The sequence below is a fragment of the Geobacter anodireducens genome (genome assembly GCA_001628815.1).
Classification (GTDB): Bacteria; Desulfobacterota; Desulfuromonadia; order Geobacterales; family Geobacteraceae; genus Geobacter; species Geobacter anodireducens.
In genome coordinates, this window is the sequence record CP014963.1 from 2,284,172 (window position 1) to 2,307,535 (window position 23,364).

Below are 23,364 nucleotides of genomic sequence, written 5' to 3' on the forward strand. Positions count from 1 at the left end.
GTTAGTCTGCGGTTCCGAGGACCGAAATCATGATCCGCCTGATCGACCCGTCCCGCTTCATCCGGCGGAGAGGGTCAGCCATGGCCGGGACCAGTGCCGCGTGCTTTCTGTTGGGATTGAGATACAGGGGGCACCGAACGGAGATGAGGGTCTCGACCCTGCCGCTGGCGAGCGACTCGAACAGTGCCTCGTCATCCTCGATCGTGGTCGGAGATTTGGCGTTTAGCACAGGGAATGCCAAACGTCAGGAGTCCATGCCCGCACCAGCAACGACAAAAGACTCCATCCGCCGGCCAGATGGGAACCGACGGATGGAGTCATGACAGAGGGACGCCCCGTTCCTTGTCAGGATGCCGGCTCCACCGGCACGGAACGTTCCGATTGCAGAGGGTATGGAACGCCTTGAATTCGAAACCCAGGAAGTCTCCCCCCTTAAGATTGAATCGGTTTACACGCCCCGGGGCACTATCAGGATTATCCTGACAACAGCCGGCGAATTACCTGACATGCGTATTTGATGGAAGAACTGCCGGTGATGTGCAACGGGAGGGGAGAAGGCAATGCCGCCGTAACGGCAACGGCGGAACCTGCTGCTCCGGCTCGAAGCGCCGTGAACGGAGCAGGGAGACTGGCGTTCAGTCGAGGGTGGTGAGCCCTTCGCGGATGGCGAATTTGGTCAGGTCGGCGATGCTGTTCGTCTTGAGCTTGCGCATGATCTGCATGCGCTGGGATTCTACGGTCTTGACGCTGACATCGAGGGAGAAGGCCACTTCCTTGGTGTTCTTGCCCTCGGCAATGAGCTGGAGCACCTCCCGTTCGCGGGGCGTGAGGCGGATGGAGGAAGCGGACTCGGGTCGGCCGCGCCGGCCGAGATAGTCCTTGACCACGACGCCGGTAATGCGGGGGCTGAGGTAAAACCGGTCGGCAACCACTTCGTGGATGGCATTCACCAGTTCGTCAAAGGCGCAGTCCTTGAGCAGAAACCCCTGGGCGCCCGCCGAAAGCGCCTCTTCGATGAAGCGGCGGTCCGAATGCATGGAAAGGGCGAGAACCCTGACCGAGGGATAATCGGCGGCAATGCGCCGGGTCGCATCAATGCCGTTCATTTCCGGCATGGTAAGGTCCATGAGCACCACGTCCGGATCAAGATCCCTGACGCACTGGGTGGCGGCCCGGCCGTTGTCGGCCTCCCCGACCACCTGGATGTCCATCTCCCGCGTAAGGAGAGACTTGAGCCCCTCGCGCATGATCTTGTGATCGTCGACAATTACTACCCGTATCCCCACTCGGCAACCTCACTCCCCCAGAACTGCCCGCGGCCAATCGCTCCCGACTTCACGCTGTCTCCGGCCGGTCGCTCGCACCATTGCCGGCGCCATGCCTGCGGCGCACCCCAACCGCCGGCCATATCCGTCATACCCCAAGTCGCGACCCGTTGGAACACCAGGCATGGCCAAGTTCCCGGCATCAGTGTATGTATACTTCAATGCACCGGCTTGTTACAATATCGTTTTTAATTATATGTATCAACGGTCATCACGGGCACGTTCAAGGGGCGCTACGACGGTTACCATGGTCCCTGACCCCGGGGTCGATTCGATCGCCAGCGAGCCCCCCAGGCGCTCGATCCGCTGGCGAATATTGAAGAGGCCGAATCCGGCACCCGACCTATCCCTTGATTTCTGGGCAGCCTTTGCCACGTCGAATCCCCGGCCGTCGTCCCTGACCGTTATGCGGACGGATTCGCCGATACCGCGGATGTCGATGTGCACCGTATCGGGTGAGGCATGCTTCGTCGCGTTGATGAGCACCTCGCGCACCACCTGGAACAGGGTAACCTTGATCTCCTCCCTCAGGGGCTTGAGCGTGTTGTCGTCACTGAACGTGACGCGAAACCCGTGGTTGTCCTGAAAATTCTCTCCCAGCCATTCTAGGGCGGCTTCAAGCCCCACCTCGTAGAGAATCGGCGGGCTGATCTGGAAAATAAGAGAGCGGACATCCTGGATCGACTGGTCAAGGAGCCCGGTGAGCTCTGCCAACTGCGTCAGGCCGTCATCCGCCACATGCTCCCTGAGCGAATGGGCGCGGATCTTGGCAAAGGCCAGGGTCTGGCCGATGAGATCGTGCAGGTCGGTGGAGAGCCGGCGACGCTCGCGCTCCTCGGCCAACGACAGTTCGGCAGCCAGGTTTCTGAACTCTTCCTGATAGTTGAGCAGCGCGTTTTCGGCCTTGGTGCGCTCGGTAATGTCGTCGCCGATGCTCATGGTGCCGATAATGGCTCCCGAGCTGTCGCGGATGACCGTATTGGTCCAGGAGATGAACAGCCGCTTGCCGCCACAGGTGACAATGTCGTTCTGAACGTGTACCGGCATGTTTCCCGACTCGAGGGACGAGTAGAATATCCGCTTGACCGTTTTCTGGTCAGGGGGGACGAAACGGTCGAACCAGTTGACGCCGATCACTTCCCGTCGCTCCCATCCCACGATCTGGAGAAAATAGTCGTTGCAGAAAACCAGGTTGCCGTGCGTATCGAGTTGAATCGCCAGGAGCTTGATGTGTTCCAGCGTTTCCCGGAACAGCCGCTCAGCCTCGATGCGCAAGGCAACCTCGCGCTTGAGCTGTTGCCAGCGGCGCAGATAGAGCAGAGCAAAGGCCAGTGCCAGGATGGTTGTGCCAAACACGGAAACGTCCTTGATCACTCGAATCAGGAAGAAGTGAGCTCGTTCACCAGATTGAGCAGCGCATCACGGGTGAAGGGCTTGTGGAGGATACGGTCGGCACCCAGGGTTCTGGCGAGCCGCAGGGGGAGATCAGGTTGCATCTGGGGAGAGCCGCCCGACATGGCGATGATTTTCGCGTCCGGGAAATCGCGCCGCAACTCCATGATGGTTTCCACACCTTCCTTTTCAGGCATGATGATGTCGGTAATCACCACGTCTGCCGGCGCCCGTCTCATGGCAGCAAGTCCGGTAACGCCGTTGTCTGCCATTTCCACGGCGAAACCCGCTCCGGAAATGAACCTGCCCACGAGGGTTCGAACCTGTTCGTCGTCATCAATGACCAGAATATGTTTCATGAAATGGCCCGGACTCCGGCGGAAGGAATAGATGTGCCTGTTGCTGCCCATTAAACCCTACTCTTGCCCGTTTCACAACCTATTACCTCGGGGCCCGTGCAAATTTCCTGCGGACAACTGCCCGCTTTGCCCCCGGCTCCCCGAACAGGAGAAAAATGCCGCGTTTTACCGCGGCATCGCCGTTTACCATTGCATTACAGACACTGCCGGCAGAGCACCATCCTGCTACCCCGCGGCCTGCTCCCGTTCCACCTCGCGCACCAGATGGGGAACATCCAGAATAAGGGCCACGGAGCCGTCCCCGAGGATTGTCGCGCCAGAAAGCCCCTTCACATCCTTGTACATCTTGCCCAGGGACTTGATGACGGTCTGGTGTTCGCCGATCACATCGTCGACCACGAAGCCGATCCGGCTCCCCTGGATGGACGTGATGACGATCTGCTCGATTTCCGGAAGCTCGCCGGGAATACGGAAGCGCTCGCGCAAGGGAATGTAGGGAATTATCTGGTCACGGACGTTGGCCAGGTTGCGGCCGTGGGCATTGGCCACATCCTCGCGGGTGAGCTCGATGCACTCCTCCACGATGGAGAGCGGCATGACGAAGCAGTCGGTGCCGATCTTGACCAGCAGGCTTTCGATGATCGCCAGGGTCAGCGGAAGCTTGATCGTGATGGTACTCCCCTTCCCCCGTTCGCTGGTGATGTCGATGGTGCCGCGCAGGGCGTCGATGGCCTTCTTCACCACGTCCATGCCTACACCGCGCCCCGAGACGCTGGTGACTTTCCTTGCCGTGGAGAAGCCGGGAGCGAAGATCAGGTTGTAGATCTCCTTATCCGACAACTCGGCACCGGTGGTGACGAGACCACGCTCGAGCCCCTTGGCTCGGATCGCCTCCTTGTCGAGGCCGGCACCATCGTCGGTAATGGTGATGAGGACACTGTCTCCCGAATGGACCGCGGCAAGGTGGACGGTGCCCTGCCGGGGCTTGCCGGCGGCCTCGCGGTCCTCGGGCATCTCGATGCCGTGGTCGATGGAATTGCGTATCAGGTGGACCAGGGGATCGTTCAGTTTTTCGATGACCGTCTTGTCCAGTTCGGTTTCGGCACCGGCGGTGGTCAGTTCGATGTCCTTGCCAAGTTCCACCGACAGGTCGCGGACCAGCCGCTTGAACTTGCTGAACGTGGTGCCGATGGGAAGCATCCGGATGTTCAGGGCCGTGTCGCGCAGTTCGTTGGTAAGGCGCTCCACTTCTTCGGCAATGGTGTCGAGGAGGGCATCGCCGCGGCCGGCGGCGGTCTGCGAGAGCCTGGCCTGCACCGTCACGAGCTCGCCCACCAGGTTCACGAGGATGTCGAGCTTCTCGGCCGGCACCCGGATGCTGGAAGCGCTTTCCTGGGCCTGGCGTTCCTTGCGGACCTCCTTCACGTGCTGCTGTTCGATCAGGGCCGACTCGACCTTCTCGGGCTGCAGGATACCCTGCTCCACCAGCAGTTCGCCGAAACGCTTCTGGCGTGCCAGGATCGCTTCCATGTCCTGCCGCGTCAGGTCCCCCCGCTCGGCCAGGATGATGCCGAGCTTCTTGTAGTCGGCATCGGTGTCGAGGATGCCGCCGTCGTCGATCACGTCGATCTTAAGCTCGCAGTCGTCCTCGATGAAGATGAACACGTCGCGGATGGCATCGACCCCACGCCTGCTGGTGAGGATCACGTCCCAATACACGTAGCAAAACTCGGGATTGCCCTCTTCCAGTGCCGGCACACGCTCCATCTGGGCCACGACCCGGCATGCGCCGAGCTGGCGCAGTTCCGCCAGCAGGAGGAGCGGGTTGGTGCCGTTGGCGGTTATTTCCGGAACAGGGATGAACCGGATGCGGTACGTCACCGCCACATCATCCTTACCCTCGGCGCCAGGGGGGGCGTGCACCATCTCCACCGGCAGGGGATCCCTCACCTCGGGAGCGGGAACCAGTGCCCGGAGCCCGGCAATAACCTCTTCCGCTTCGCGCCCCTCCACCGGATCGCCCCCCTCCGAGACATCGAGCATCCCCTTGACAAGGTCCCGCGCCCTGAGGGTCAGGTTCACCAGGTCGCGAGTCACCGTCATCTGGCCGTTGCGGACCTTGTCGAAGACCGTCTCCACTTCGTGGGTGAAGGTGGCGATATCCTCGAAGCCGAACATGGCGCCGGACCCCTTGATGGTGTGCATGGCCCGGAACACGCGGCCGATGAGGTCCATGTCGTCCGGGTTCTCTTCCAACTCCAGGAGCGAGCTCTCCAACTCGGAGAGCAGCTCGTAGGCCTCTTCCCTGTAAGCCTGCCGATGGGCGTCCATTAGCCGAGCACCTTCCTGACCACCGCCACCAGTTGCTCGGGCTTGAAGGGCTTGACGATCCAGCCGGTGGCACCGGCGGCCTTGCCTTCCTGCTTCCGGCTTTCCTGTGATTCGGTGGTGAGCATGACGATGGGAGTGAACCGGTAGGAGGGGTTTGCCCTTACCCCCTTGATAAGCCCGATACCATCCAGGTTCGGCATGTTGAGGTCGGTGATCACCATGTCGACCCTGGTACCGGCGAGCTTGGCAAGGGCATCCTTGCCGTCGACGGCCTCCACCACGTCATAGCCGTTCTGCTTGAGGGTGAAACTCACCATCTGGCGTACGCTGGCGGAATCGTCAACCGTCATGATAGTCTTGGCCATTACTCATCCCCTCCGATCCAGATACAGTTCTTGCCGGCATCACGCGAACAGCCCACGTGCCGCTCGAACCCGGCAAGGCCGACCGATTCCACGAAAACGGGGTTATCCCTTCCCGTGAGGAAAAACCCCTTTTGTCTCGTGCAGGCGGCACGGTGGGCCGAACAGAGCAGTTGCAGGCCGGTGATATCCACGGTGCTCACCCCGCTCACGTCCACCTCCACCGAAGCGGCCTGGTCCAAGGCTTCGAGCAGCGCTCCCCTGAATTCGCCGGCAAAGGGTATGGTCAGGTCACCCCCGATACAGAGGATGCATCGCTCACCCGAATCCCCCCCTTGTCTCCGCTTAATCGTCAGTCCGTTCATGATATCTCCTCACTGGCTAAAACAGCTCCACGTTATCGCCGAGGCCATCGCCCGAAGACGGGGGCCCCCCTGCCGAGACCGACGGGGCGCCACCGACCACCCGGTGGTGCACGGTACGCTCGCTGTGCATGGTATACCGCTGGGCCAGGTCCAGCAGCTTGCCGCCGTTGCCGCGCCGGGCCGCAGCAGGGACCGTCCGGCGCATGTGGCGCAGCGTTTCCTCGATGGCCTCCGCCACCTCGCCGAGCAGGGCACCGGCGGTGTCGTGGACCGAAAGACCGCTGGTGGCAGCCTCGATGTCGCACGAAAGGCTCCCCACCGCGCTGTCCATATCCGCAAGCAGTCCGACCAGCCGGCTGTTGATGGTCTCCACCGAGCCGAGCAGCCGCTTGAGTTCCACCAGCAGGCTTTCGATCTCATCGGTTCTGGAGCTCACGTCGGCATCCACTTCCCGGACGAGGCGGCCGGTGACCTCGGTAACCTCGCGCAGGGTGGCCGAGACGTCGCCCGTGCGGGTGCGGGCATCCACCGACAGGTGCTGGATCGCCTCGGCAAGGACCCCGAGGGCCGCGCCACCGTCGCCGGTATTGGCCGCTTTCACCTGCGAATTGAGGGCAATCAGCTCGATTTCGGTCCCAATTTCTTCAATGTCGGTCACAAAGGCGGAAATGTCGTTCACCGAATTGACCACCTGCATCATGGCCGAAGCCGTGTCGCGCTTGGCGCGCACATTATCGGAGAGGACCCGGGTCACGCTGGCCATTTCCTCTTCCATCCTGGCGAAAAACGAGTGCCCCGTCTGGTCGGCGCTGCCGGTAATGCCGCGGGTCTCCTCGGACATGCGAGTCTCTTTCGCCACGATGTCGCGCAGATTGATGATGATCCTCTCCACCGCCGACACGAGTTCGTCCCGAGAATGGAGGAGCTGCGCCAGTTGAAGATCGCAGACCTCGGCCGCCTCGGCCACATCCTCCCGGGGATTGTCGCCGGGCCGGGCCAGATGGCGGACGACATCTTCCAATGCTTCATTGACATGCTCGATCTGCTGGCGGGTAATGTCGTGGAACTGGAGCGACGTGACCACTTCGCCGATGCTGTCGGCTATCTCGGCCGACAGGGTGGCCACATTGTTGGCCACGTCGGAACAGCGGGCATGGAGCGTGCTGAGCGCACCCAGGTTCTCTCCAGTCTCGGAGATGATCCGGCAGACATCTTCGTGCTGGCCCGCCTCGATGCGGGAGATGCTTTCAAGGGTGGCGGTGATGACCTGGCCGAGCGAGTCCTTTTCCCCAAGGATCCTTGCCGACTTGTCTTTGATGGAAACCGACAGCCGCTCGACGTCCCCGGCAAGGGTGTTGAATCCGGCAGCCCCCTCGCCGAGCCGCGCGCTTTCGATCTTGACGGCGGTGCTGAGCATGTGGAGATTCTTGATGATCTTCCTGAAACCTTCCAGTGGAGTGTCAACCCGGTCGATCAGTTCGAGGACCGACCTGAGCGTCCGGGTCAGTTGCTCGGTCTGGCTGTCGGCCTGGCCAAGATACGTGGCGATCCGGTCGAGAATCGCGGACAGCGCGTCCATGTCGCCACTGAACTCGTCACCGAGAACGCTCTCTGCCACGCCGCGGGTCATTCGCTCGATATCGCCCGCACGGCTGTAAAACTCGTGGAGCCGGGCACCTACGGCAAGAAATTCCTCCTCGGTCGAGCCGGTGACCTGCCGCAGCCGCTCGCCGGCATTCGTGAGGCATTCCTTCCAGACCTGCAACTCCTGCAGCAGGGTGTCGTCCACAGCAACCGCCGGCGCTCCTCCCGGCGGACATCCCGCCTTTGCCCCATCCTGCCTGAACCTGCGAAACACGTCAAAAGCCACTGTGTTGAGCCTCTCTGGACCCCCTCGAGCCGGGAGCCCTAAGCCACCGTTTTAACTAACTGTTTACCGTATCGACAAATTCTGGGATTACTTTAGCGAATCCGAATCAGGAAATTCCTGATAGGCACCGCGCCGGCCCGGCTGCTCAGAGCAGGCCGTGGCTCCTGATCTCCTTCATCAGGCGCTGCTTGGTGATCGGCTTGACCAGATACGAGGTGGCCCCGCCGCGATAGAATGCCTCCACCACGTTCTTCGGATCGTCCAGGGCAGTTGTCATGATGACCTTGACCTCCTGGGCGCCGTTAAGCCCCAGCCCCCGCTCTATCTCGCGGATTTGCTCCAGGGCCTCGTGGCCGTCCATGTTGGGCATCATGATATCCATGCAGACGAGATCATAGGGGCGGTGCTCATCAAGGGCCAGCCGGAACGCCTGGACCGCCTCCTCCCCGTCGGTGGCGATATCGCACTCACCGAGCGAGGCAAGAAGCTCCTTCATGATTTTGCGCGAAATGAAATCATCCTCAACAATAAGCGTCTTCATTAACATCTCCTTTCCACATCAATCATTACCCCGTCCCGCTTCCGACGGATCGCATGCACGAGCCGGTGCCGGCAGCAGTGCGGCCACAACGCCGAGCAACTCGTCCACCCGCTCCCAATCGCCCCGCCGCGAGGCGAGCTGCAGTCGAAATACCTCATCAACAAGCCCGTTCCTGCCAAGATGGGCAGCTTCCCGTTTCAGCATGCGCGTGCAGCGTTCCACCGCATGCTCGTCCCGATCACCCACGGATGCGCCCAGTTCGTCCATCAGCCCTCCGGACAGTGCAGCCGGCTGAGCTCCGCCGCTTGCATCGGGCCTGATCTCCGCAGGCGGCGCCGACGGCGTGGTCCCGCGGCAGCCATGGCGACTGATGACCCGCCTCAATTCGCCGAAGTTCACCGGCTTGGCCAGGTAGTCGTCGGCTCCTGCCTCCAGGCAGAGCTCCCGGTCGCCAACCAGGGCGCGCGCGGTCAGCGCAATGATCGGGAGCCGCCCTCCCCCTGCCGTTTCGCGCGCGCGGATGGCCCTCATGGTTTCAAAGCCGTCCATGACCGGCATCTGGACATCCATCAGCACGATATCAAATGCCTCCCGGCCGAGCACGGCCAGGGCACCGGCGCCGTCTCCGGCAAAGCTGACCCTGTGGCCGTCGCTTTCAAGCAGCAGAGAAACAACTTTGCGGCTGACCGCGCTATCGTCGACCAGGAGCACCGACAGGGGCCGGACCGCAACAGATTTCTCCGCCACCGCCCAGCCGGCCACAGGCTGCGGGGAGGCGATGGCGTCCGGCGCGCCGCGCAGACTGACCGAAAAGGAAAAGGTGCTCCCCGTGCCAGGCTCGCTCGCAACGGAGATCGCCCCATCCATGGCCTCCACCAGTCGGCGGACAATGGCGAGGCCCAGGCCGGTCCCCCCGTGGATGCGGGTGGTGGAGCCATCGGCCTGGACAAAGGGCTCGAAGATCGTGTCGAGCTTTTCAGGGGGAATGCCGGGGCCGGTGTCTCCGACCGAGCAACTGACGTCAAACCGGCTGTCGCCGGCAGCGGCTGCTCCCAACTGGACGGTAACGGCCCCCTGCTCGGTGAATTTGACGGCATTGCCCACCAGGTTTGCCACGATCTGCGAAAAGCGCACCGGGTCCCCCACCACCGTCTCCGGCAAGTGAGGCGGCATATCGACCGCCACCATGACTCCTTTGCGCGCCGCAACGGCCCTGAAGGGCTTGACGGTCCGCTCGACGGCCTCCCGGATGGCAAAAGGAACCGATTCGAGCACCAGTTGCCGCGATTCGATCTTCGAGTAGTCGAGGACCATGTTGATTACTGCCAACATGCTCTCAGCCGACTCGCGGGCTATCTCGGTGTACTCCCGCTGCCTGGGGTCCAGCACGGTTTCCCTCAGGAGTTCCAGGGTGCCGATCACGCCGTTCATGGGGGTCCGGATCTCGTGGCTCATGTTGGCCAGGAAATCGATCTTGGCCCGGGAAGAGTCGACAGCAGCCGCATGGGCGGCCCTCAGATCGCCCTCCATCTTTGTGCGGTCGGTGATATCGATCGATATCCCGCCAACATTGACCACGACCCCGGCGGCATCCCTGAGGGGAAATCTGACCGTGTGGAACACCCGCGCTCCTGCACCGAGATCAAGGGATTCATCAAGGACGACAATGGCATTTGTTTCGGCAACACTGCGATTGAGCTCGGAGAACTGGGCACACACAGCGGCTGGAAATATTTCGTTCAGGCGGCGGCCAACGGCAACGTTGCGGGGGATGCCCGTCTCCCGCTCCCAGGCGTTGTTGGCAAGCCGGAGCGTTCCGTCCACGGACGTAATGTAGATCGGCAGCGGGGTTTCATCGAGTATCGTGTCAAGGAATTCGCTGGTGGAACGCAGCGCCTCTTCCATCCGCCTGCGCTCGGATACGTCCCGCACGATCCCGAAAATCGTGCCGTCCGGCAGCAGGTGAGCCGAAAGTTCCACTGTCAGTTGATCTCCGTTGCGGGTCCAGACGGTCCGCTCTTCCCGCAGGGGCTCGCCGCCGGCTATCCGCGCCAGGGACGACGCAGCCCATTCGGAATCGATCCCTCTGCTGAGCACGCCCCAAACCAGGGCAAGGAATTCCTCTCTGGTGTAGCCGGTTGCGGAGCAGATGGCAGGATTGACGTCAAGGTAGCGTCCTTCGGCATCCATGATGAATATGCCGTCGAGCGCATGCTCGAACAGCCCGCGATAGCCGGACCCGCAGCGAAAATCCGCCGGTTCGGCCGCGTCTCGGGGCAGCAGTCGGGAAAGCAGCGCACCTGGCACTCCCAGCACCGATGCAGCGCTCTTTTTCAGAAAGGTTGCCAGACTGCCGACCATTAGAGCTCTCCGAAAGCCGGGATTGGTGCTCAGAGCGTTTGCATACACTGCTATGTCAGCTTATCGTCCCCCACACTGAATAGTTGAGAGTTTTCTGAAAAAATGTCCGGAGCCCGTCCCTGCCCTGCCCACGGCGACCCGCGGCAAAAAAAGAAAACGCCGCGGAAATCCGCGGCGTTGGTTCCTCCCATGCCGTGAGGTGCTATCTGAAATCAGCGTACCGTGATATGACCAAGTCACGACTCCCGGCCTCTTTGAGATGGCACTCGTAGCAATTCTTGACCGTGTCCACGCCGGAGGGCTTCCCTTCGGCAGTAAAGCCGGCAAAGAGCCAGCCGCCGGTTGCGGTCTGCTTTTTATCCTTGGTCATGAGGACGATCATGTTCCGTTTTCCCTTGGTCGGCTTGCCCCCCGCATCCTTGATGCTGTGCTGGACCACCACGAACCGGCTTCCCTCAGGATAGGGACCGCCCTTCCGATAGGCCGCCATGGCCTTCTTGTCCACGTAAATATTGTGAATGCCGTAAAACAGGGAATTCTTGTCGGCTATCACCTTTTCCTTGCTCATGTCCCACTTCTCGTAGCCCTTCGGCAGCGACGCGCCGGCGGCGTGCGCCGTTGCCGCGGCCGCAACCCACAGGAGGGCCGCCGCCCATGCAATGCCTTTCATCAATTCCTCCGGTTTCGGAGCGTGTCCGCAACAAACTGCCGCGCAAAATCCGCCCCCGAAACGGGTGCGGAACAGCAACGCCTGGTTGCGAACAAGCTCTGCGTGTTGCGGAAAAATCCCGCTGGTTTCTTCATCACAGCTCGTCCGTAGCCGCCTTGAGCGCTTCGGCAAAGGTGGCGGACGTGCCGCCGTGCCGGGCAATGAACGCCTCGGCGGCCCCCTTGTCGGCAAAGGCCCACTTGGGGGTCTTGGTCATGACCCCGCGCCGGGCGCCACCGATGACCCAATGGGCCTTTCCGGCGTCGATCAGCGTGCCGTTCGTGAGGTCGCCCACCTGAAACGACGCCACGGGCTTGTTTTTCTTGTCCTTCAGGTCCAGTGCGACGCAACGGATGCTGCAGGTGGCCACCTTTTCACCGTCGTGGTAGACGATCAGCATCCTGCTGTGGGCGAACTTCGCCCGGTCCATGCCGCAGTGGGCGCAATCGGGATACTCCACGGCATCGGCAGGTGCGGCGGTCGACGACTCCACGGCTCCGCCGTGCCCGTGATGGCCCTGTCCCGCAACCGCCGGACGGACGGACGCAAGAAAAACTCCCGCAACAACGAGCATGGCAGATGCGAAGTATCTCATGTTCATGACAGTACCCTTTCTCGTGCGTTTGTGCCGGTTGGTGCAATGCCGCGCGAGGCCCAGGGGACCAGACGGCATTGCCCCACAAGAATACGTACACTACAGGATAAACTTCAAGAAGTTTTATGCAGCTCCCCGACCGGCCCCGCTGTTCTCTCCGTGACCACTGTGCACCGGCGGGATGGCCGTCCCGTTATCTGCCGCGGGCCTGCTTCGGTTTCGTGTGGGACAGATCGAACTGGAACATGAGATACCCGTAGTGGATGTCCCCATTGCTCCCCGAGGCGTCGCTGAAAAATCTGCCGGTAAAGAACCTGTCGTAGCCGGCAATGATCGATAGCGCGTCAGAAACTGCGTACGTCAGGGTGAAATCGGTTTCCAGGCCGATCCGGCGACTGAACCCGTCGGGCACGTAGTTGGCCAGAAAATAGCGGCCAGTGGCTGTCAGGCTCAACTCCCCGGTCAGATCGACTCCCCAGCCGAGCGTGTAAACCTGGAGCCCGCTGGCGTGATAATCACCGACATCCAGCCCCGACAGATCACCGACCACGTTCATATCGCCAGTGAGAGACGAGTCGGTGGCCTGATTCAGAAACTCCTTCCTGCCGCTCACGCCGAGGGCCGCATCACGGCTTCCCGAGCCATAGGCGACGCCGGCAAAGAAATGGTTGCCGATCCCTCCGAGATCAGTGTCGATCATGATATCGGCATGGCCACCCCAGGCCCTGATGCTTTCATTGGCATCATCACCGTTGAACAGGCGTCCCGTCTGCCAGACCGGTTCGATTTCAATACTGGCGGAGCCGAGCTTGGCCGTGGCCCTGAGGCCGAAGGAATTGCGATGCGCCCCGTCATGACGCTCAGTGGAGCCGCTATCGCGAAATCCATAGAATTCCAGGCCGGTACCGTCGCTGATGTTCCATGTGGCATAACCCCCGGCAAGGCCACCTTCTGTGCCGTCGGACCAGGGGGAGGCATACCAGCCGCCGAAGATGTCGACCGTCAGCGGTGTCAGAGGAGTTATCCGCAACCGCACGGCATCATAGACGAGTCCCTTGTAGAACGAATCGCTCCCCAGCATGAAGGAGCTGCCGTAGACAAGCTCCTGACGGCCGGCCTTGAGGGAATTCCCGTCCCGGAGGGGGCAGAGGACCTCGCAAAGCCCTGGTAGAGGGAAATCTTGCCGTAATCCTGGCTCCCCCCGCTGAAGCCGTACCCCTGTCCCTCGGCGTGGAGATCGAGCCATGCCACCGGATGCCAGAAAAGGTACGGCTTGACGCGATAGAGGAAGCGCCCTTCAGCGTGCCCGGGTGCCTGGCCGAACTCGGGGAGCCGGAAAGAGCCGGCACCTTCTCCCCTGACAAACCCATTCATGCCGAGCCGGTATTCATAATCGTACAGGTCGGGCTTGGCGAGCATGGCTTCGACTTCCTCCCGCAGCGTGTGGTAACCGTGCCGGCTCTCCAGCTCGGCGTCGAGCTCTTCCCTGAGGCGGAGAATCAAGGCCCGCTCCTCGGGAGCGAGCGAATCCTTGCCCTCTGCCCGACACTTCGCGAGCACGTTTTCGAGGACACCGAACAGGCAGTCGGCAGCCTCGCTCCTGAGGCACGGCTGCCCTTCAACGGCCATGTCGCCAGGAAGCGTTCGGCCGGTGTCGTATTTGCGGGTCAATTCCGCAATCTGGCGGCAAGTGCGTGCCTCCGTTCTCGCATCATCGGCCGCCAGTGCCCATGGCGCAGAACCAAGGGCAACAGAGGCAGCAATGCCAATGACCATACGTTTCATGCAATCCTCCCGCAGTTACCGGATCAACGGCCGCACACCGGACACCCCTGCATCGACAGGGGACGTTCCAGCCGGCAGGCGGCCAGCAGTTCATCGTTGCCGAAGATCTCGCGGGTGGGACCATCGGCCGCCACCTTCCCCCCGCGCAGGACAATGGTCCGTTCGCACAGATCCATAACCATGTCCAGGTCGTGGGACGTAATAATCTTCGTGTGGCTGAAATCCCGCAGAAGCCCCATGAGCTGGCGGCGGGCATAGGGGTCGAGGCCGGTGGTGGGCTCGTCGAGCACCAGAATGTCGGGGCTCATGGACAGCACGGTCGCAATGGCGACGCGCCGTTTCTCGCCCCCCGACAGGCGATAGGGGGGCTTGTCGCGAAGATGTGCGACGCCGACCCGTTCCAGGGCATCCGTGACCCGGCGCTCCACCTCTGCCGGTGGCAGCCCCAGGTTGAGGGGGCCGAAGGCGACATCGTCAAAGACCGTCGGCATGAAGAGTTGATCATCGGGATCCTGGAAGACCATGCCGACGGTCCGGCGCACCTCGGGAAGCGTCGTGCGGACCACGGGCGTATCGCCCACGCGCACATCTCCCCGGGTGGGCGCGAGATACCCGTTCAGGTGCAGCAGCAGAGTGGATTTCCCCGCCCCGTTCGCCCCCACCACCGCCACCGACTCGCGTGATGGATCCGGAAGCTGATGCCGCGCAGGGCTTCGGTGCCGTCGGGATAGCAATGACAGAGGTCGCGGACCTCGACGATGTGATGGCTCATGGATATCCCCCCGTTATCAGCACCCCCAGCAGATGGGGAATGTTGACCAGCCTGAACAGCACGAAGAGTGCGCACCAGCCGGCCGTAAAGATCAGCTCGGCGCGGCCGATGCGGCCCTCGCGCCGCACGTGGAATTGCCCGTTGAAGCCCCGCGAGAGCATGGCCATGTGAATCCGCTCGGCCCGGTCCCAGGTACGCAGGAGCAGGCTTCCCACCAGGGCGGAGTAGGCCCTCAGCCCCCTCCCCCGACCGGAAAAGGTGCGCAGCTCCCGCGCCCGGACCATCCGTCCCCCCTCGTCTCCCAAAACGAAGAGATATCGATAGAGAAACAGCAGTTGGACCACGAACGGCCGGGGAACCCCGAACCGCTCCAGGGCCATGCAGATGCCTGAAAACCCGGTCACAGCCACGAGCACGACGGCAGCGCCCACCGTAAGGACTGATCGGACAATAATGGACAGGAATGAAATCCATCCCCCGGAAATCACCAGGGGACCGAGGGTGAGCAAGGGGTGCCGGTCCAGCAGCGGATTGAACAATCCCACCACCACGGCAAAGGGGAGGACCACCAGCAGCTTCCGGAGGATGGCCGTTGCCGGCAGGCCTGCGGAGGCAGTCAGTGCCACCGGAAATATCGCAAAGGGGACAAGGGCCGCCAGCTCATAGCGACCCAGGGAAACGACCGCGACGATGAACGCGAGGGTGACGAACACCTTTGCCCGGGGATCGAGCCGGTGGACAGCCGAGTTTCCGCCTGCGAGGAGGTCGAGCCGGTTCAGCTCGCGGAGCGCCGATTCAAGGGGAGCCATGGAGGGCGGCGATCAGGGCGGAACCGCTTATGAAGACGCGCGGCGGCGCAGAATAAGGCCGATGAGGAACGCGATCCCGAGAGTCAGCACCCCCCCCACGACCCCTGAAACCGAGGTACCGAGCCGGCCGCTGCCGGTCGAAGCGGCAGCGCCGGCGGCATCATGGGCAGCGGGGGCGGAAAAGGAATAGTCGGGCAGGAACGCGATCTTCTCCTGAAAGGAGGCTGCCGCGCCGTGGACGCCATCGGGCGGCGCAGCCAGCTCATCGGAACCGGTAACCCGGCTGATGGCCCATTCGAGGCCATCGGGGTTCTCCGATGCGAACCAGGAGACTATGCCGCCGGTGAGCAGTGCCGTCACCCCCAGGGCCACCAGCACCCGCCGGAGGCCGGGAACGGTGCTCCGCTCCGGAAGGAACCCTCGCAAACCGGTGATCTCGGGATGAACGCGGCTCACGAAACCGATCACCGCCGCGGTGACGAGCCCCTCCACCACGCCGATGGCCAGATGGATCGGTTGCATGAGAAGCACGAAGGAGGTGAAGGGAAGCGCCGAAATACCGGAAGCAACCGTCTGGAGCACCACGGCCAAGGCGCCGAGCTGCAGGCCGGCGACCGCTGCGGCCAGAGATGCCATAGTGACTCGCTCCTGGTCCGAGCCGGGAGGCGCAATCACGCGGTAGATAAAGGGGTAGGCAATGAATGCGGGAAAGAAGCCGAGATTGAAAATGTTGCATCCGAGCGCCAGCAGGCCCCCGTCCGCAAAGAACAGGGCTTGCACCACCAGTACCGATGCAATGGTCAGAAACGCTGCGTGGGGTCCCAGCAGCACCGCCAGCAGCAATGCCCCCCCCAGGTGCCCGCTGGATCCGGTCCCCGGAATGGTGAAGTTGATCATCTGCGCCGCGAACACGAATGCGCCGAGTACCCCCATGAGCGGCACCTTCCGCTCATCGAGCTCCTGCCGCACCCTGCGGCAGCTCCAGGCAACGGTACCGGCCGTAGCCGCCCACAGCGCCCCCCCGATTGCCGGTGAAATAAGCGCATCCGCCATGTGCATGCTGTCCCCGCTTTCCGGCACCACTCGCGTGCCACCAATCAAGCACATCGTAACACGCTACAAATAACCGACACAGGATGGTATGTCAACAGCATTATGGCGTATACATATTCCCGAGAGCTCTCTCCACAAAAAAAGGGGAGCCCGGCCCGGGCTCCCCTTTTTCATTAATGGTGCTGCTCCTCAGGAGAGGGCGTTCAGATCCCTGAGAATATCATCCACATTGAGACCGTGGGCGTTGGCGCCCTGTTCGAGGGATTCGTTCTGGGCACCCATGCAGCCGATGCAGCCGAGGTTGTAGGAACGAAGCACGCCGGCCACTCCCGGATGGGTCTGGAGGGCCTGGGCAAAGGTCATGTCTTTCGTGAACTTCTGGGTCATGTCGGATCCTCTTTCAAAGGTGTTGCGGGGAAATCCCCGCAGGCAGCATTTCTGCGATTAAAGACTCGCGCTTCAGACGTACTTGATGTCGATGATTTCGTATTCCTTGAGCCCGGAAGGCACCTTGATCTTGACGCTGTCGTCGAGTTTGTGGCCGATGAGGGCCTTGCCCACCGGCGAGGTGCAGGAAATCTTGCCGAGCTTGATGTCGGCCTCTTCTTCGCCCACGATCTTGTAGGTGACTTCTTCTTCGGTGGCCGTGTCGTAGAGGGTAACGGTGGCCCCGAACACCACCTTGTCCGGCTTCATCCCCGTCAGGTCCACCACATAGGCCCGGGCGAGCTTGCCCTGGAGTTCCAGGATGCGCCCTTCGATGAAGGCCTGGCGGTTTTTGGCCGCATCGTACTCGGCGTTTTCCGACAGGTCGCCGTGGCTGCGGGCCTCGGCTATGTCCTGGATCACCCGGGGCCGCTCCTCGCGGATCAGGCGCTTGAGCTCTTCCTGGAGCGCCTCGTAGCTTTCCTTGGTCATCGGTATGGTGTGCGACATGTACTCCAGGCTCCTCTGCGTATCAAAATGACGAGGCAGCCCTGCGGGCCGCCTCGGGATGAATGAACTATGTTGTAACCTCTGCGCGTCAGCGAGGTACTCCTGAAGGGGGTTCACGTCAAGCTCCCCTTCCAGCATGGCGACTATTCCGCCCGCAGCAGCGTTTGCCCCGGCAACGGTGGTGAAGTAGGCCACGTTGTGCATGAGGGCCTCGCGCCGGATGGAGAAGGAATCGGCCACGGCCTGGGCCCCCTGGGTGGTGTTGAGCACCATGCAGATGTCGCCGCTCTTGATGGCGTCAACCACGTGGGGACGGCCTTCAAGCACCTTGTTGATCACCTCCACCTCAACCCCCCTCTCCTTCAGGAAGGCTGCGGTACCACGGGTGGCGACCAGTCTAAAACCGGCATTATAGAGTTTTTTAGCTGATTCGACAATATGTTTCTTGTCAGCGTCGTGGAGGCTGATGAAAACCTTTCCGGACCGGGGAAGCTTCACGTTGGCGCCGAGCTGGGCCTTGGCAAAGGCCGTGGCGAAGTCGGGACCGATCCCCATGACCTCGCCGGTGGACTTCATCTCCGGCCCGAGCAGGGTATCGACTCCCGGGAACTTCACAAAGGGGAAAACCGCCTCCTTCACCGACATGTGCTTCGGCACGATATCACCGGCTACGCCCAGCTCCTTCAGGCTCTTGCCCGCCATGATCCGGGCCGCGATCTTGGCCAGGGGGCGGCCCGTGGCCTTGGACACGAAGGGGGCGGTCCGGGACGCCCGCGGGTTCACTTCCAGAATGTAGATGGTGCCGTCCTTGATGGCGTACTGGACGTTCATGAGCCCCTTGACGTTCAACTCCAGGGCCATGACGGTGGTCTGGCGCCTGATTTCATCAACCAGAGCCTGGGAGATGGAATGGGGCGGCAGGCAGCAGGCCGAGTCTCCCGAGTGGATCCCCGCCTCCTCAATGTGCTCCATGATCCCGCCGATCACCATCTCGGTACCGTCGCAGAGGGCATCCACATCGATCTCGATGGCCTTGTCCAGGAACTTGTCGATGAGGATCGGATGCTCCGGCGATGCCTGGACCGCGGTGGTCATGTAGCGGCGCAGGCCTCCCTCATCGTAGACGATCTCCATGGCCCGCCCGCCAAGAACGTAGGAGGGACGCACCACCACGGGGTAGCCGATCCGGTTGGCCACCTCCTCTGCCTCCTCGAAGGAGCGGGCCGTACCGTTCTCGGGCTGGAGCAGGTTAAGCTTGCGGAGCATCTCCTGGAACCGCTCCCGGTCCTCGGCCCGGTCGATGGCGTCGGGGGAGGTGCCGATGATGGGTACCCCGGCCTTTTCCAGGGCCACGGCCAGTTTGAGCGGTGTCTGGCCGCCGAACTGGACGATGACCCCCTCGGGCTTTTCCAGATCGACGATGGAGAGGACATCCTCATAGGTGAGGGGTTCGAAGTAGAGGCGGTCGGAGGTGTCATAGTCGGTGGAGACCGTTTCCGGGTTGCAGTTGACCATGATGGTCTCGTAGCCGTCTTCGGCCAGGGCGAAGACCCCGTGGACGCAACAGTAGTCGAACTCGATCCCCTGGCCGATCCGGTTGGGGCCGCCGCCGAGGATCATGATCTTCTTCCGGTCGGTCACCTCGGCCTCGCACTCGTCCTCGTAGGTGGAGTAGAGGTACGGGGTGTAGGCCACGAACTCGGCCGCACAGGTATCGACCCGCTTGAACACGGGCTTGATGCCGAGTGAAAGCCGCAGCTGGCGGATATCCTCGTCGCTCGTGGCCCAGATCCGGCCGAGCATCCGGTCGGAGAAGCCGTACTGCTTGGCCTCGCGCACGATGGCCCGCAGAGTGTCCGGGGCTTCGGCGGCCACATCGACCTTCTTCAGTTCCTCCTCCTTGTCGATGATCTGCTTGATGTTGTGGAGGAACCACGGATCAATGGCAGTGAGCTGGAAAACCTCGTCGATGCTCATGCCGCACCGGAAGGCGTCGCCCAGGTACCAGAGCCGCTCCCAGTTGGGCACCCGTAGCTTATCCTGGAGCAGTTGCTGCTCATTGGGAGCCAGGGCCCGGCGGGTATCGCCGTTGGCGAAGAGCCGCGACTCGAACCCGGCAGAGCCGATCTCCAGGGAACGGAGCGCCTTTTGGAACGACTCCTTGAAGGTGCGGCCAATGGCCATGACCTCGCCCACCGACTTCATCTGGGTAGTCAGTGTCGCATCCGCTGCCGGGAACTTCTCAAAGGTAAAGCGCGGAATCTTGGTCACCACGTAGTCGATGGTGGGCTCGAAGCAGGCCGGGGTTTCCCGGGTGATGTCGTTGCGGATCTCGTCCAGAGTGTAACCCACGGCCAGCTTGGCCGCGATCTTGGCGATCGGGAAGCCGGTGGCCTTGGAGGCCAGGGCAGACGAGCGGGAAACCCGCGGGTTCATCTCGATGACCACGAGGCGGCCGTTGCGCGGGTTGATGCCGAACTGGATGTTGGAGCCGCCGGTGTCCACCCCGATTTCGCGGATGATTTTCAGGGCCGCGTCCCGGAGGATCTGGTACTCCTTGTCGGTCAGGGTCTGGGCCGGGGCCACGGTAATGGAGTCGCCCGTGTGGACCCCCATGGGATCGAAGTTCTCGATGGAGCAGATGATGACCACGTTGTCGGCCGTGTCGCGCATCACCTCCAGCTCGTACTCCTTCCAGCCGATGACCGACTCCTCCACCAGGATCTCATCGGTGGGAGAGGCGTCGATGCCCGCCATGGCCATCCTCTCGTACTCTTCCATGTTGTAGGCGATGCCGCCGCCGGTGCCGCCCAGGGTGAAAGAGGGGCGGATGATGGCGGGGAAGCCGACGGCCTTGACCACCGCCATGGCCTCGCTGTGGTTGTGGGCCAGGCCCGAGCGGGGCACCGAAAGGCCGATCTTCTCCATGGCCTCCTTGAAGAGGGTCCGGTCCTCGGCCTTTTTGATGGCCGGAAGCTTGGCGCCGATCAGTTCCACGCCGAATTTTTCCAGAGTGCCGTTCTCGGCCACGGCCACGGCGGTGTTCAGGGCCGTCTGACCGCCGAGGGTCGGCAGCACCGCATCGGGACGTTCCTTCTCGATGATCTTGGCCAGCACCTCCGGGGTCACCGGCTCCACGTAGGTCCGGTCGGCGAAATCGGGATCGGTCATGATGGTGGCCGGGTTGCTGTTGAGCAGCACCACCTCGAATCCCTCCTCCTTCAGCGCCTTGCACGCCTGGGTGCCGGAGTAGTCGAACTCGCACGCCTGGCCGATGACAATGGGACCGGCGCCGATGATGAGGATCTTTTTGATGTCGGTACGTTTGGGCATTACAACTCCTTGGTGACTGTATCGTCGTTAACGAAAGGGCTACGCGCGAAAGATGAAAAACACCGCTCCTGCAAGGCAGCAGCCGGCCCAGAGATAGTCCAGTTTCAGGGGCTGGCCCATGTAGTAGACCGCGAAGGGGACGAAGACCGCAAGGGTGATAACCTCCTGCATGATCTTGAGCTGCCCCAGGCTGAAGGTCCCATAGCCCATCCGGTTGGCCGGCACCTGGATCAGGTACTCGAAGAAAGCGATCCCCCAGCTCACGACCACGGCAATGTACCAGGGTGCCGCCTTCAGGTTCTTCAGGTGCGCATACCAGGCAAAGGTCATGAACACGTTGGACAGCGCCAGCAATACGATCGTCCTCATGCTACTCCTGCACCCAGCCGTTTTCCAGGCCGGCCTCCTCCAGGGCCTCCACCGCCTCGTCGTACTCCTCGTCGGTGATCTTGCGGTGTATCCCCGGCGTCTCAACGGCCCGGTGGGCCGGGAAGAACTGGTTCATCAGGGCGATGTGGGTCTCGGTCCCCAGGTTTGCGGCAATCCAGCGGAGCGTCTCGCCGCTGCCGGCTGCCCCTTCCGGCAGCACCAAGTGGCGGATGACGAGCCCCCGTACCGCAATCCCGGCGGCGTCCAGCTCCAGGTGACCCACCTGGCGGAGCATCTCGGCAACCGCCAATCGATTCGTTTCCCGGTAGCCGGGGGCCGAGGAGAACCGGACCGCCGGTTCTTCCGCCGCATACTTCATGTCCGGCAGATAGACGTCCACGATACCGTCCAGAAGGCGGAGGGCGTCCACCTTCTCGTAGCCGCCGGAGTTCCAGACGATCGGAAGCCGGAATCCGCGGGGAATCGCCAGCCAGAGCGCCGCCAGGATCTGCGGCAGGAAGTGGGTCGGCGTGACGAAGTTGATGTTGTGCACCCCGCGCCTCTGCAGCCCAAGCATCCGAACAGCCAGATCCAGCGTGGTCAGGTCGGTCCCGGTCCCCTGTTGGCTGATGGGAAAGTTCTGGCAGAACCGGCAGTGGAGGCTGCACCAGGAGAGAAAGATCGTCCCCGATCCTTTTGTCCCGGAGATGGGGGGCTCTTCGCCGTGGTGGACATTGGCCGACGCGATCCGGGGCTGCCATCCGGCCCGGCAGGAACCGGTTTCGCCCGCCAGGCGGTTCACCCGGCAGTCGAGGGGGCAGAGGTCGCAGGAGCGGAGCCGGGCATAGGCCTGCCTGACCCGCGTCAGTAATTCGCCTGATTGATAAAGATCGATATACCGCATGATTGTGCAGGGGCGATCCCGGGGGTCACCATCGTGCCGGACGCAACCGTTCCGGCCCTATGCCTTTCCCTTCTCCATCAGCTCCACGAAGCGCCCGAACAGGTAGTGTGAGTCGTGGGGACCGGGCGATGCCTCGGGGTGGTGCTGGACCGAAAAGATGGGGAGATCCTTGTGCTTCATCCCCTCAACGGTCTGGTCGTTCAGGTTCTCGTGGGCCAGTTCGCAGGCATGGCCGAGCGAGACGATATCCACCGAGAAGCCGTGGTTCTGGGCGGTGATCTCCACCCTGCGGGTTTCCAGGTCCATGACCGGCAGGTTGGAACCGTGGTTACCGAACTTGAGCTTCATGGTCTTGCCGCCGAGGGCGAGGCCCAGGAGCTGGTGACCGAGGCAGATGCCGAAGATGGGCTTCTTGCCCACGAACTTCCTGATGTTCTCGATGACGGCGGTCATGGGCTCCGGGTCGCCGGGGCCGTTGCTGAGGAAGATGCCGTCCGGGTTCATGGCCAGGGCCTCCTCGGCCGGGAACGTGGCGGGCACCACGGTCACGTCGCAGCCGGCCGACACCAGGCAGCGGAGGATGTTGTACTTGATGCCGAAATCGTAGGCCACCACCTTGTACTTCAACTCGTCAGGTGTTGCGGCGGTGTACCCGGCCTCCAGGTCCCAGAGCTTCTCGGTCCAGTGGTAGGGCTTGTCGCAGGAAACGCCGGTCGCCAGGTCGAGGCCGGCCATGCTCGGCACGGCACGGGCCTTTTTCACCAGGCTCTCGTGGTCCGAATCCACGGTGGAAATGATGCCGTTCTGGGCTCCCTTGTCCCGCAGGTGCCGGGTAAGTGCCCGGGTATCGATCCCCTGGATGCCGACCACCCCGTTCTCCTTGAGATAGGCGTCGAGGCTCATGGTGGCACGCCAGTTGGAGTAGCAGTCGTGGTACTCCTTGACGATGAAGCCCGACAGGTAGAGTTGTTTGCTCTCGATGTCCTCCGGATTGATGCCGGTGTTGCCGATCTGGGTGTAGGTCATGGTGACCATCTGCCCCCGGTAGGAAGGATCGGTCAGGACCTCCTGGTAGCCGGTCATGGCGGTGTTGAAGACAACCTCGCCGGCGGCCTCGCCGGTGGCACCGAATGATTTCCCTTCAAAGACGCGCCCGTCCGCGAGCGCTAGGACTGCTTTCATAACAACTCCCT

The 23,364-nt window shown here is 62.3% G+C and carries 19 protein-coding genes and 3 pseudogenes; all 22 read right to left on the minus strand.

The genetic code is table 11. The features are described 5' to 3' along the window. Position 1: 1 nt before the first annotated feature. Positions 2–229 (minus strand): hypothetical protein, encoded by a 228-nt coding sequence (locus A2G06_10425; protein ID ANA40632.1) that lies wholly within the window; start codon positions 227–229, stop codon positions 2–4. Positions 230–635: 406 nt separating this feature from the next. Then, positions 636–1,286 carry a DNA-binding response regulator gene (locus tag A2G06_10430; protein ID ANA40633.1) on the minus strand — a complete coding sequence of 217 codons (651 nt, stop codon included), beginning with the start codon at positions 1,284–1,286 and terminating at the stop codon, positions 636–638. Between the two features lie 240 nt (positions 1,287–1,526). Beyond that, on the minus strand, positions 1,527–2,681 hold the full coding sequence (locus A2G06_10435; GenBank protein ANA41654.1) for a histidine kinase: 1,155 nt from the start codon (positions 2,679–2,681) through the stop codon (positions 1,527–1,529). A gap of 23 nt (positions 2,682–2,704) precedes the next feature. Next, entirely contained in the window at positions 2,705–3,076 is a 372-nt protein-coding gene (locus A2G06_10440) for a hypothetical protein (protein ANA41655.1), read from the minus strand. A 225-nt stretch (positions 3,077–3,301) separates the two neighbouring features. Beyond that, complete coding sequence (locus A2G06_10445; protein ANA40634.1) at positions 3,302–5,407, minus strand: chemotaxis protein CheA; 2,106 nt, start codon at positions 5,405–5,407, stop codon at positions 3,302–3,304. Next, positions 5,407–5,772 carry a two-component system response regulator gene (locus A2G06_10450; protein ID ANA40635.1) on the minus strand — a complete coding sequence of 122 codons (366 nt, stop codon included), beginning with the start codon at positions 5,770–5,772 and terminating at the stop codon, positions 5,407–5,409. The genes A2G06_10445 and A2G06_10450 overlap by 1 nt, the downstream gene beginning before the upstream one ends. Continuing rightward, entirely contained in the window at positions 5,772–6,134 is a 363-nt protein-coding gene (locus A2G06_10455) for a sulfate transporter (protein ID ANA40636.1), read from the minus strand. Before A2G06_10455 ends, A2G06_10450 begins: the two co-directional genes overlap by 1 nt. 16 nt (positions 6,135–6,150) lie before the next feature. Next, the gene (locus A2G06_10460; protein ID ANA40637.1) at positions 6,151–8,004 is read right to left on the minus strand and encodes a chemotaxis protein; all 1,854 of its coding nucleotides are present in this window, start codon (positions 8,002–8,004) and stop codon (positions 6,151–6,153) included. 145 nt (positions 8,005–8,149) lie between these two features. Continuing rightward, positions 8,150–8,545, minus strand: a complete 396-nt coding sequence (locus A2G06_10465; protein ID ANA40638.1) for a two-component system response regulator — start codon at positions 8,543–8,545, stop codon at positions 8,150–8,152. A gap of 18 nt (positions 8,546–8,563) precedes the next feature. Further along, entirely contained in the window at positions 8,564–10,906 is a 2,343-nt protein-coding gene (locus A2G06_10470; protein ID ANA40639.1) for a histidine kinase, read from the minus strand. Between the two features lie 202 nt (positions 10,907–11,108). After that, positions 11,109–11,576 carry a cytochrome C gene (locus A2G06_10475; GenBank protein ANA40640.1) on the minus strand — a complete coding sequence of 156 codons (468 nt, stop codon included), beginning with the start codon at positions 11,574–11,576 and terminating at the stop codon, positions 11,109–11,111. A gap of 133 nt (positions 11,577–11,709) precedes the next feature. Then, complete coding sequence (locus A2G06_10480) at positions 11,710–12,216, minus strand: NosL family protein (protein ANA40641.1); 507 nt, start codon at positions 12,214–12,216, stop codon at positions 11,710–11,712. A gap of 187 nt (positions 12,217–12,403) precedes the next feature. After that, a pseudogene (locus A2G06_10485) lies at positions 12,404–13,995 on the minus strand (hypothetical protein). A 23-nt stretch (positions 13,996–14,018) separates the two neighbouring features. Further along, a pseudogene (locus A2G06_10490) lies at positions 14,019–14,767 on the minus strand (cobalt ABC transporter ATP-binding protein). Beyond that, positions 14,764–15,576: a cobalt ECF transporter T component CbiQ gene (locus A2G06_10495; GenBank protein ID ANA40642.1), complete on the minus strand. Its 813-nt coding sequence runs from the start codon at positions 15,574–15,576 to the stop codon at positions 14,764–14,766. The pseudogene A2G06_10490 and the gene A2G06_10495 overlap by 4 nt, the downstream one beginning before the upstream one ends. Before the next feature lie 27 nt (positions 15,577–15,603). Further along, positions 15,604–16,635: a cobalamin biosynthesis protein CbiM gene (locus A2G06_10500; GenBank protein ID ANA40643.1), complete on the minus strand. Its 1,032-nt coding sequence runs from the start codon at positions 16,633–16,635 to the stop codon at positions 15,604–15,606. Positions 16,636–16,818: 183 nt separating this feature from the next. Next, a complete protein-coding gene (locus A2G06_10505) occupies positions 16,819–17,016 on the minus strand; it encodes a disulfide oxidoreductase (GenBank protein ANA40644.1) in 198 nt (65 codons plus the stop codon). Positions 17,017–17,088: 72 nt separating this feature from the next. Then, positions 17,089–17,565 carry a transcription elongation factor GreA gene (locus A2G06_10510; protein ID ANA41656.1) on the minus strand — a complete coding sequence of 159 codons (477 nt, stop codon included), beginning with the start codon at positions 17,563–17,565 and terminating at the stop codon, positions 17,089–17,091. A gap of 93 nt (positions 17,566–17,658) precedes the next feature. Then, positions 17,659–20,898, minus strand: a pseudogene (carB, locus tag A2G06_10515) (carbamoyl phosphate synthase large subunit). A 39-nt stretch (positions 20,899–20,937) separates the two neighbouring features. After that, positions 20,938–21,267 (minus strand): hypothetical protein, encoded by a 330-nt coding sequence (locus A2G06_10520; protein ANA40645.1) that lies wholly within the window; start codon positions 21,265–21,267, stop codon positions 20,938–20,940. A gap of 1 nt (position 21,268) precedes the next feature. Next, a complete protein-coding gene (locus A2G06_10525) occupies positions 21,269–22,171 on the minus strand; it encodes a radical SAM protein (protein ANA40646.1) in 903 nt (300 codons plus the stop codon). A 57-nt stretch (positions 22,172–22,228) separates the two neighbouring features. Next, positions 22,229–23,353, minus strand: a complete 1,125-nt coding sequence (locus A2G06_10530; GenBank protein ID ANA40647.1) for a carbamoyl phosphate synthase small subunit — start codon at positions 23,351–23,353, stop codon at positions 22,229–22,231. Positions 23,354–23,364: the final 11 nt, after the last annotated feature.

Bases quoted from the DNA above. Each gene is read 5' to 3' on its own strand.
- A2G06_10495 (ANA40642.1), bottom strand. From the start codon at position 15,576: ATGGCTCCCCTTGAATCGGCGCTCCGCGAGCTGAACCGGCTCGACCTC.
- A2G06_10440 (ANA41655.1), bottom strand. From the start codon at position 3,076: ATGAAACATATTCTGGTCATTGATGACGACGAACAGGTTCGAACCCTC.
- A2G06_10445 (ANA40634.1), bottom strand. From the start codon at position 5,407: ATGGACGCCCATCGGCAGGCTTACAGGGAAGAGGCCTACGAGCTGCTC.
- A2G06_10525 (ANA40646.1), bottom strand. From the start codon at position 22,171: ATGCGGTATATCGATCTTTATCAATCAGGCGAATTACTGACGCGGGTC.
- A2G06_10505 (ANA40644.1), bottom strand. From the start codon at position 17,016: ATGACCCAGAAGTTCACGAAAGACATGACCTTTGCCCAGGCCCTCCAG.
- A2G06_10500 (ANA40643.1), bottom strand. From the start codon at position 16,635: ATGCACATGGCGGATGCGCTTATTTCACCGGCAATCGGGGGGGCGCTG.
- A2G06_10465 (ANA40638.1), bottom strand. From the start codon at position 8,545: ATGAAGACGCTTATTGTTGAGGATGATTTCATTTCGCGCAAAATCATG.
- A2G06_10475 (ANA40640.1), bottom strand. From the start codon at position 11,576: ATGAAAGGCATTGCATGGGCGGCGGCCCTCCTGTGGGTTGCGGCCGCG.
- A2G06_10520 (ANA40645.1), bottom strand. From the start codon at position 21,267: ATGAGGACGATCGTATTGCTGGCGCTGTCCAACGTGTTCATGACCTTT.
- A2G06_10510 (ANA41656.1), bottom strand. From the start codon at position 17,565: ATGTCGCACACCATACCGATGACCAAGGAAAGCTACGAGGCGCTCCAG.
- A2G06_10455 (ANA40636.1), bottom strand. From the start codon at position 6,134: ATGAACGGACTGACGATTAAGCGGAGACAAGGGGGGGATTCGGGTGAG.
- A2G06_10470 (ANA40639.1), bottom strand. From the start codon at position 10,906: ATGGTCGGCAGTCTGGCAACCTTTCTGAAAAAGAGCGCTGCATCGGTG.
- A2G06_10530 (ANA40647.1), bottom strand. From the start codon at position 23,353: ATGAAAGCAGTCCTAGCGCTCGCGGACGGGCGCGTCTTTGAAGGGAAA.
- A2G06_10450 (ANA40635.1), bottom strand. From the start codon at position 5,772: ATGGCCAAGACTATCATGACGGTTGACGATTCCGCCAGCGTACGCCAG.
- A2G06_10480 (ANA40641.1), bottom strand. From the start codon at position 12,216: ATGAACATGAGATACTTCGCATCTGCCATGCTCGTTGTTGCGGGAGTT.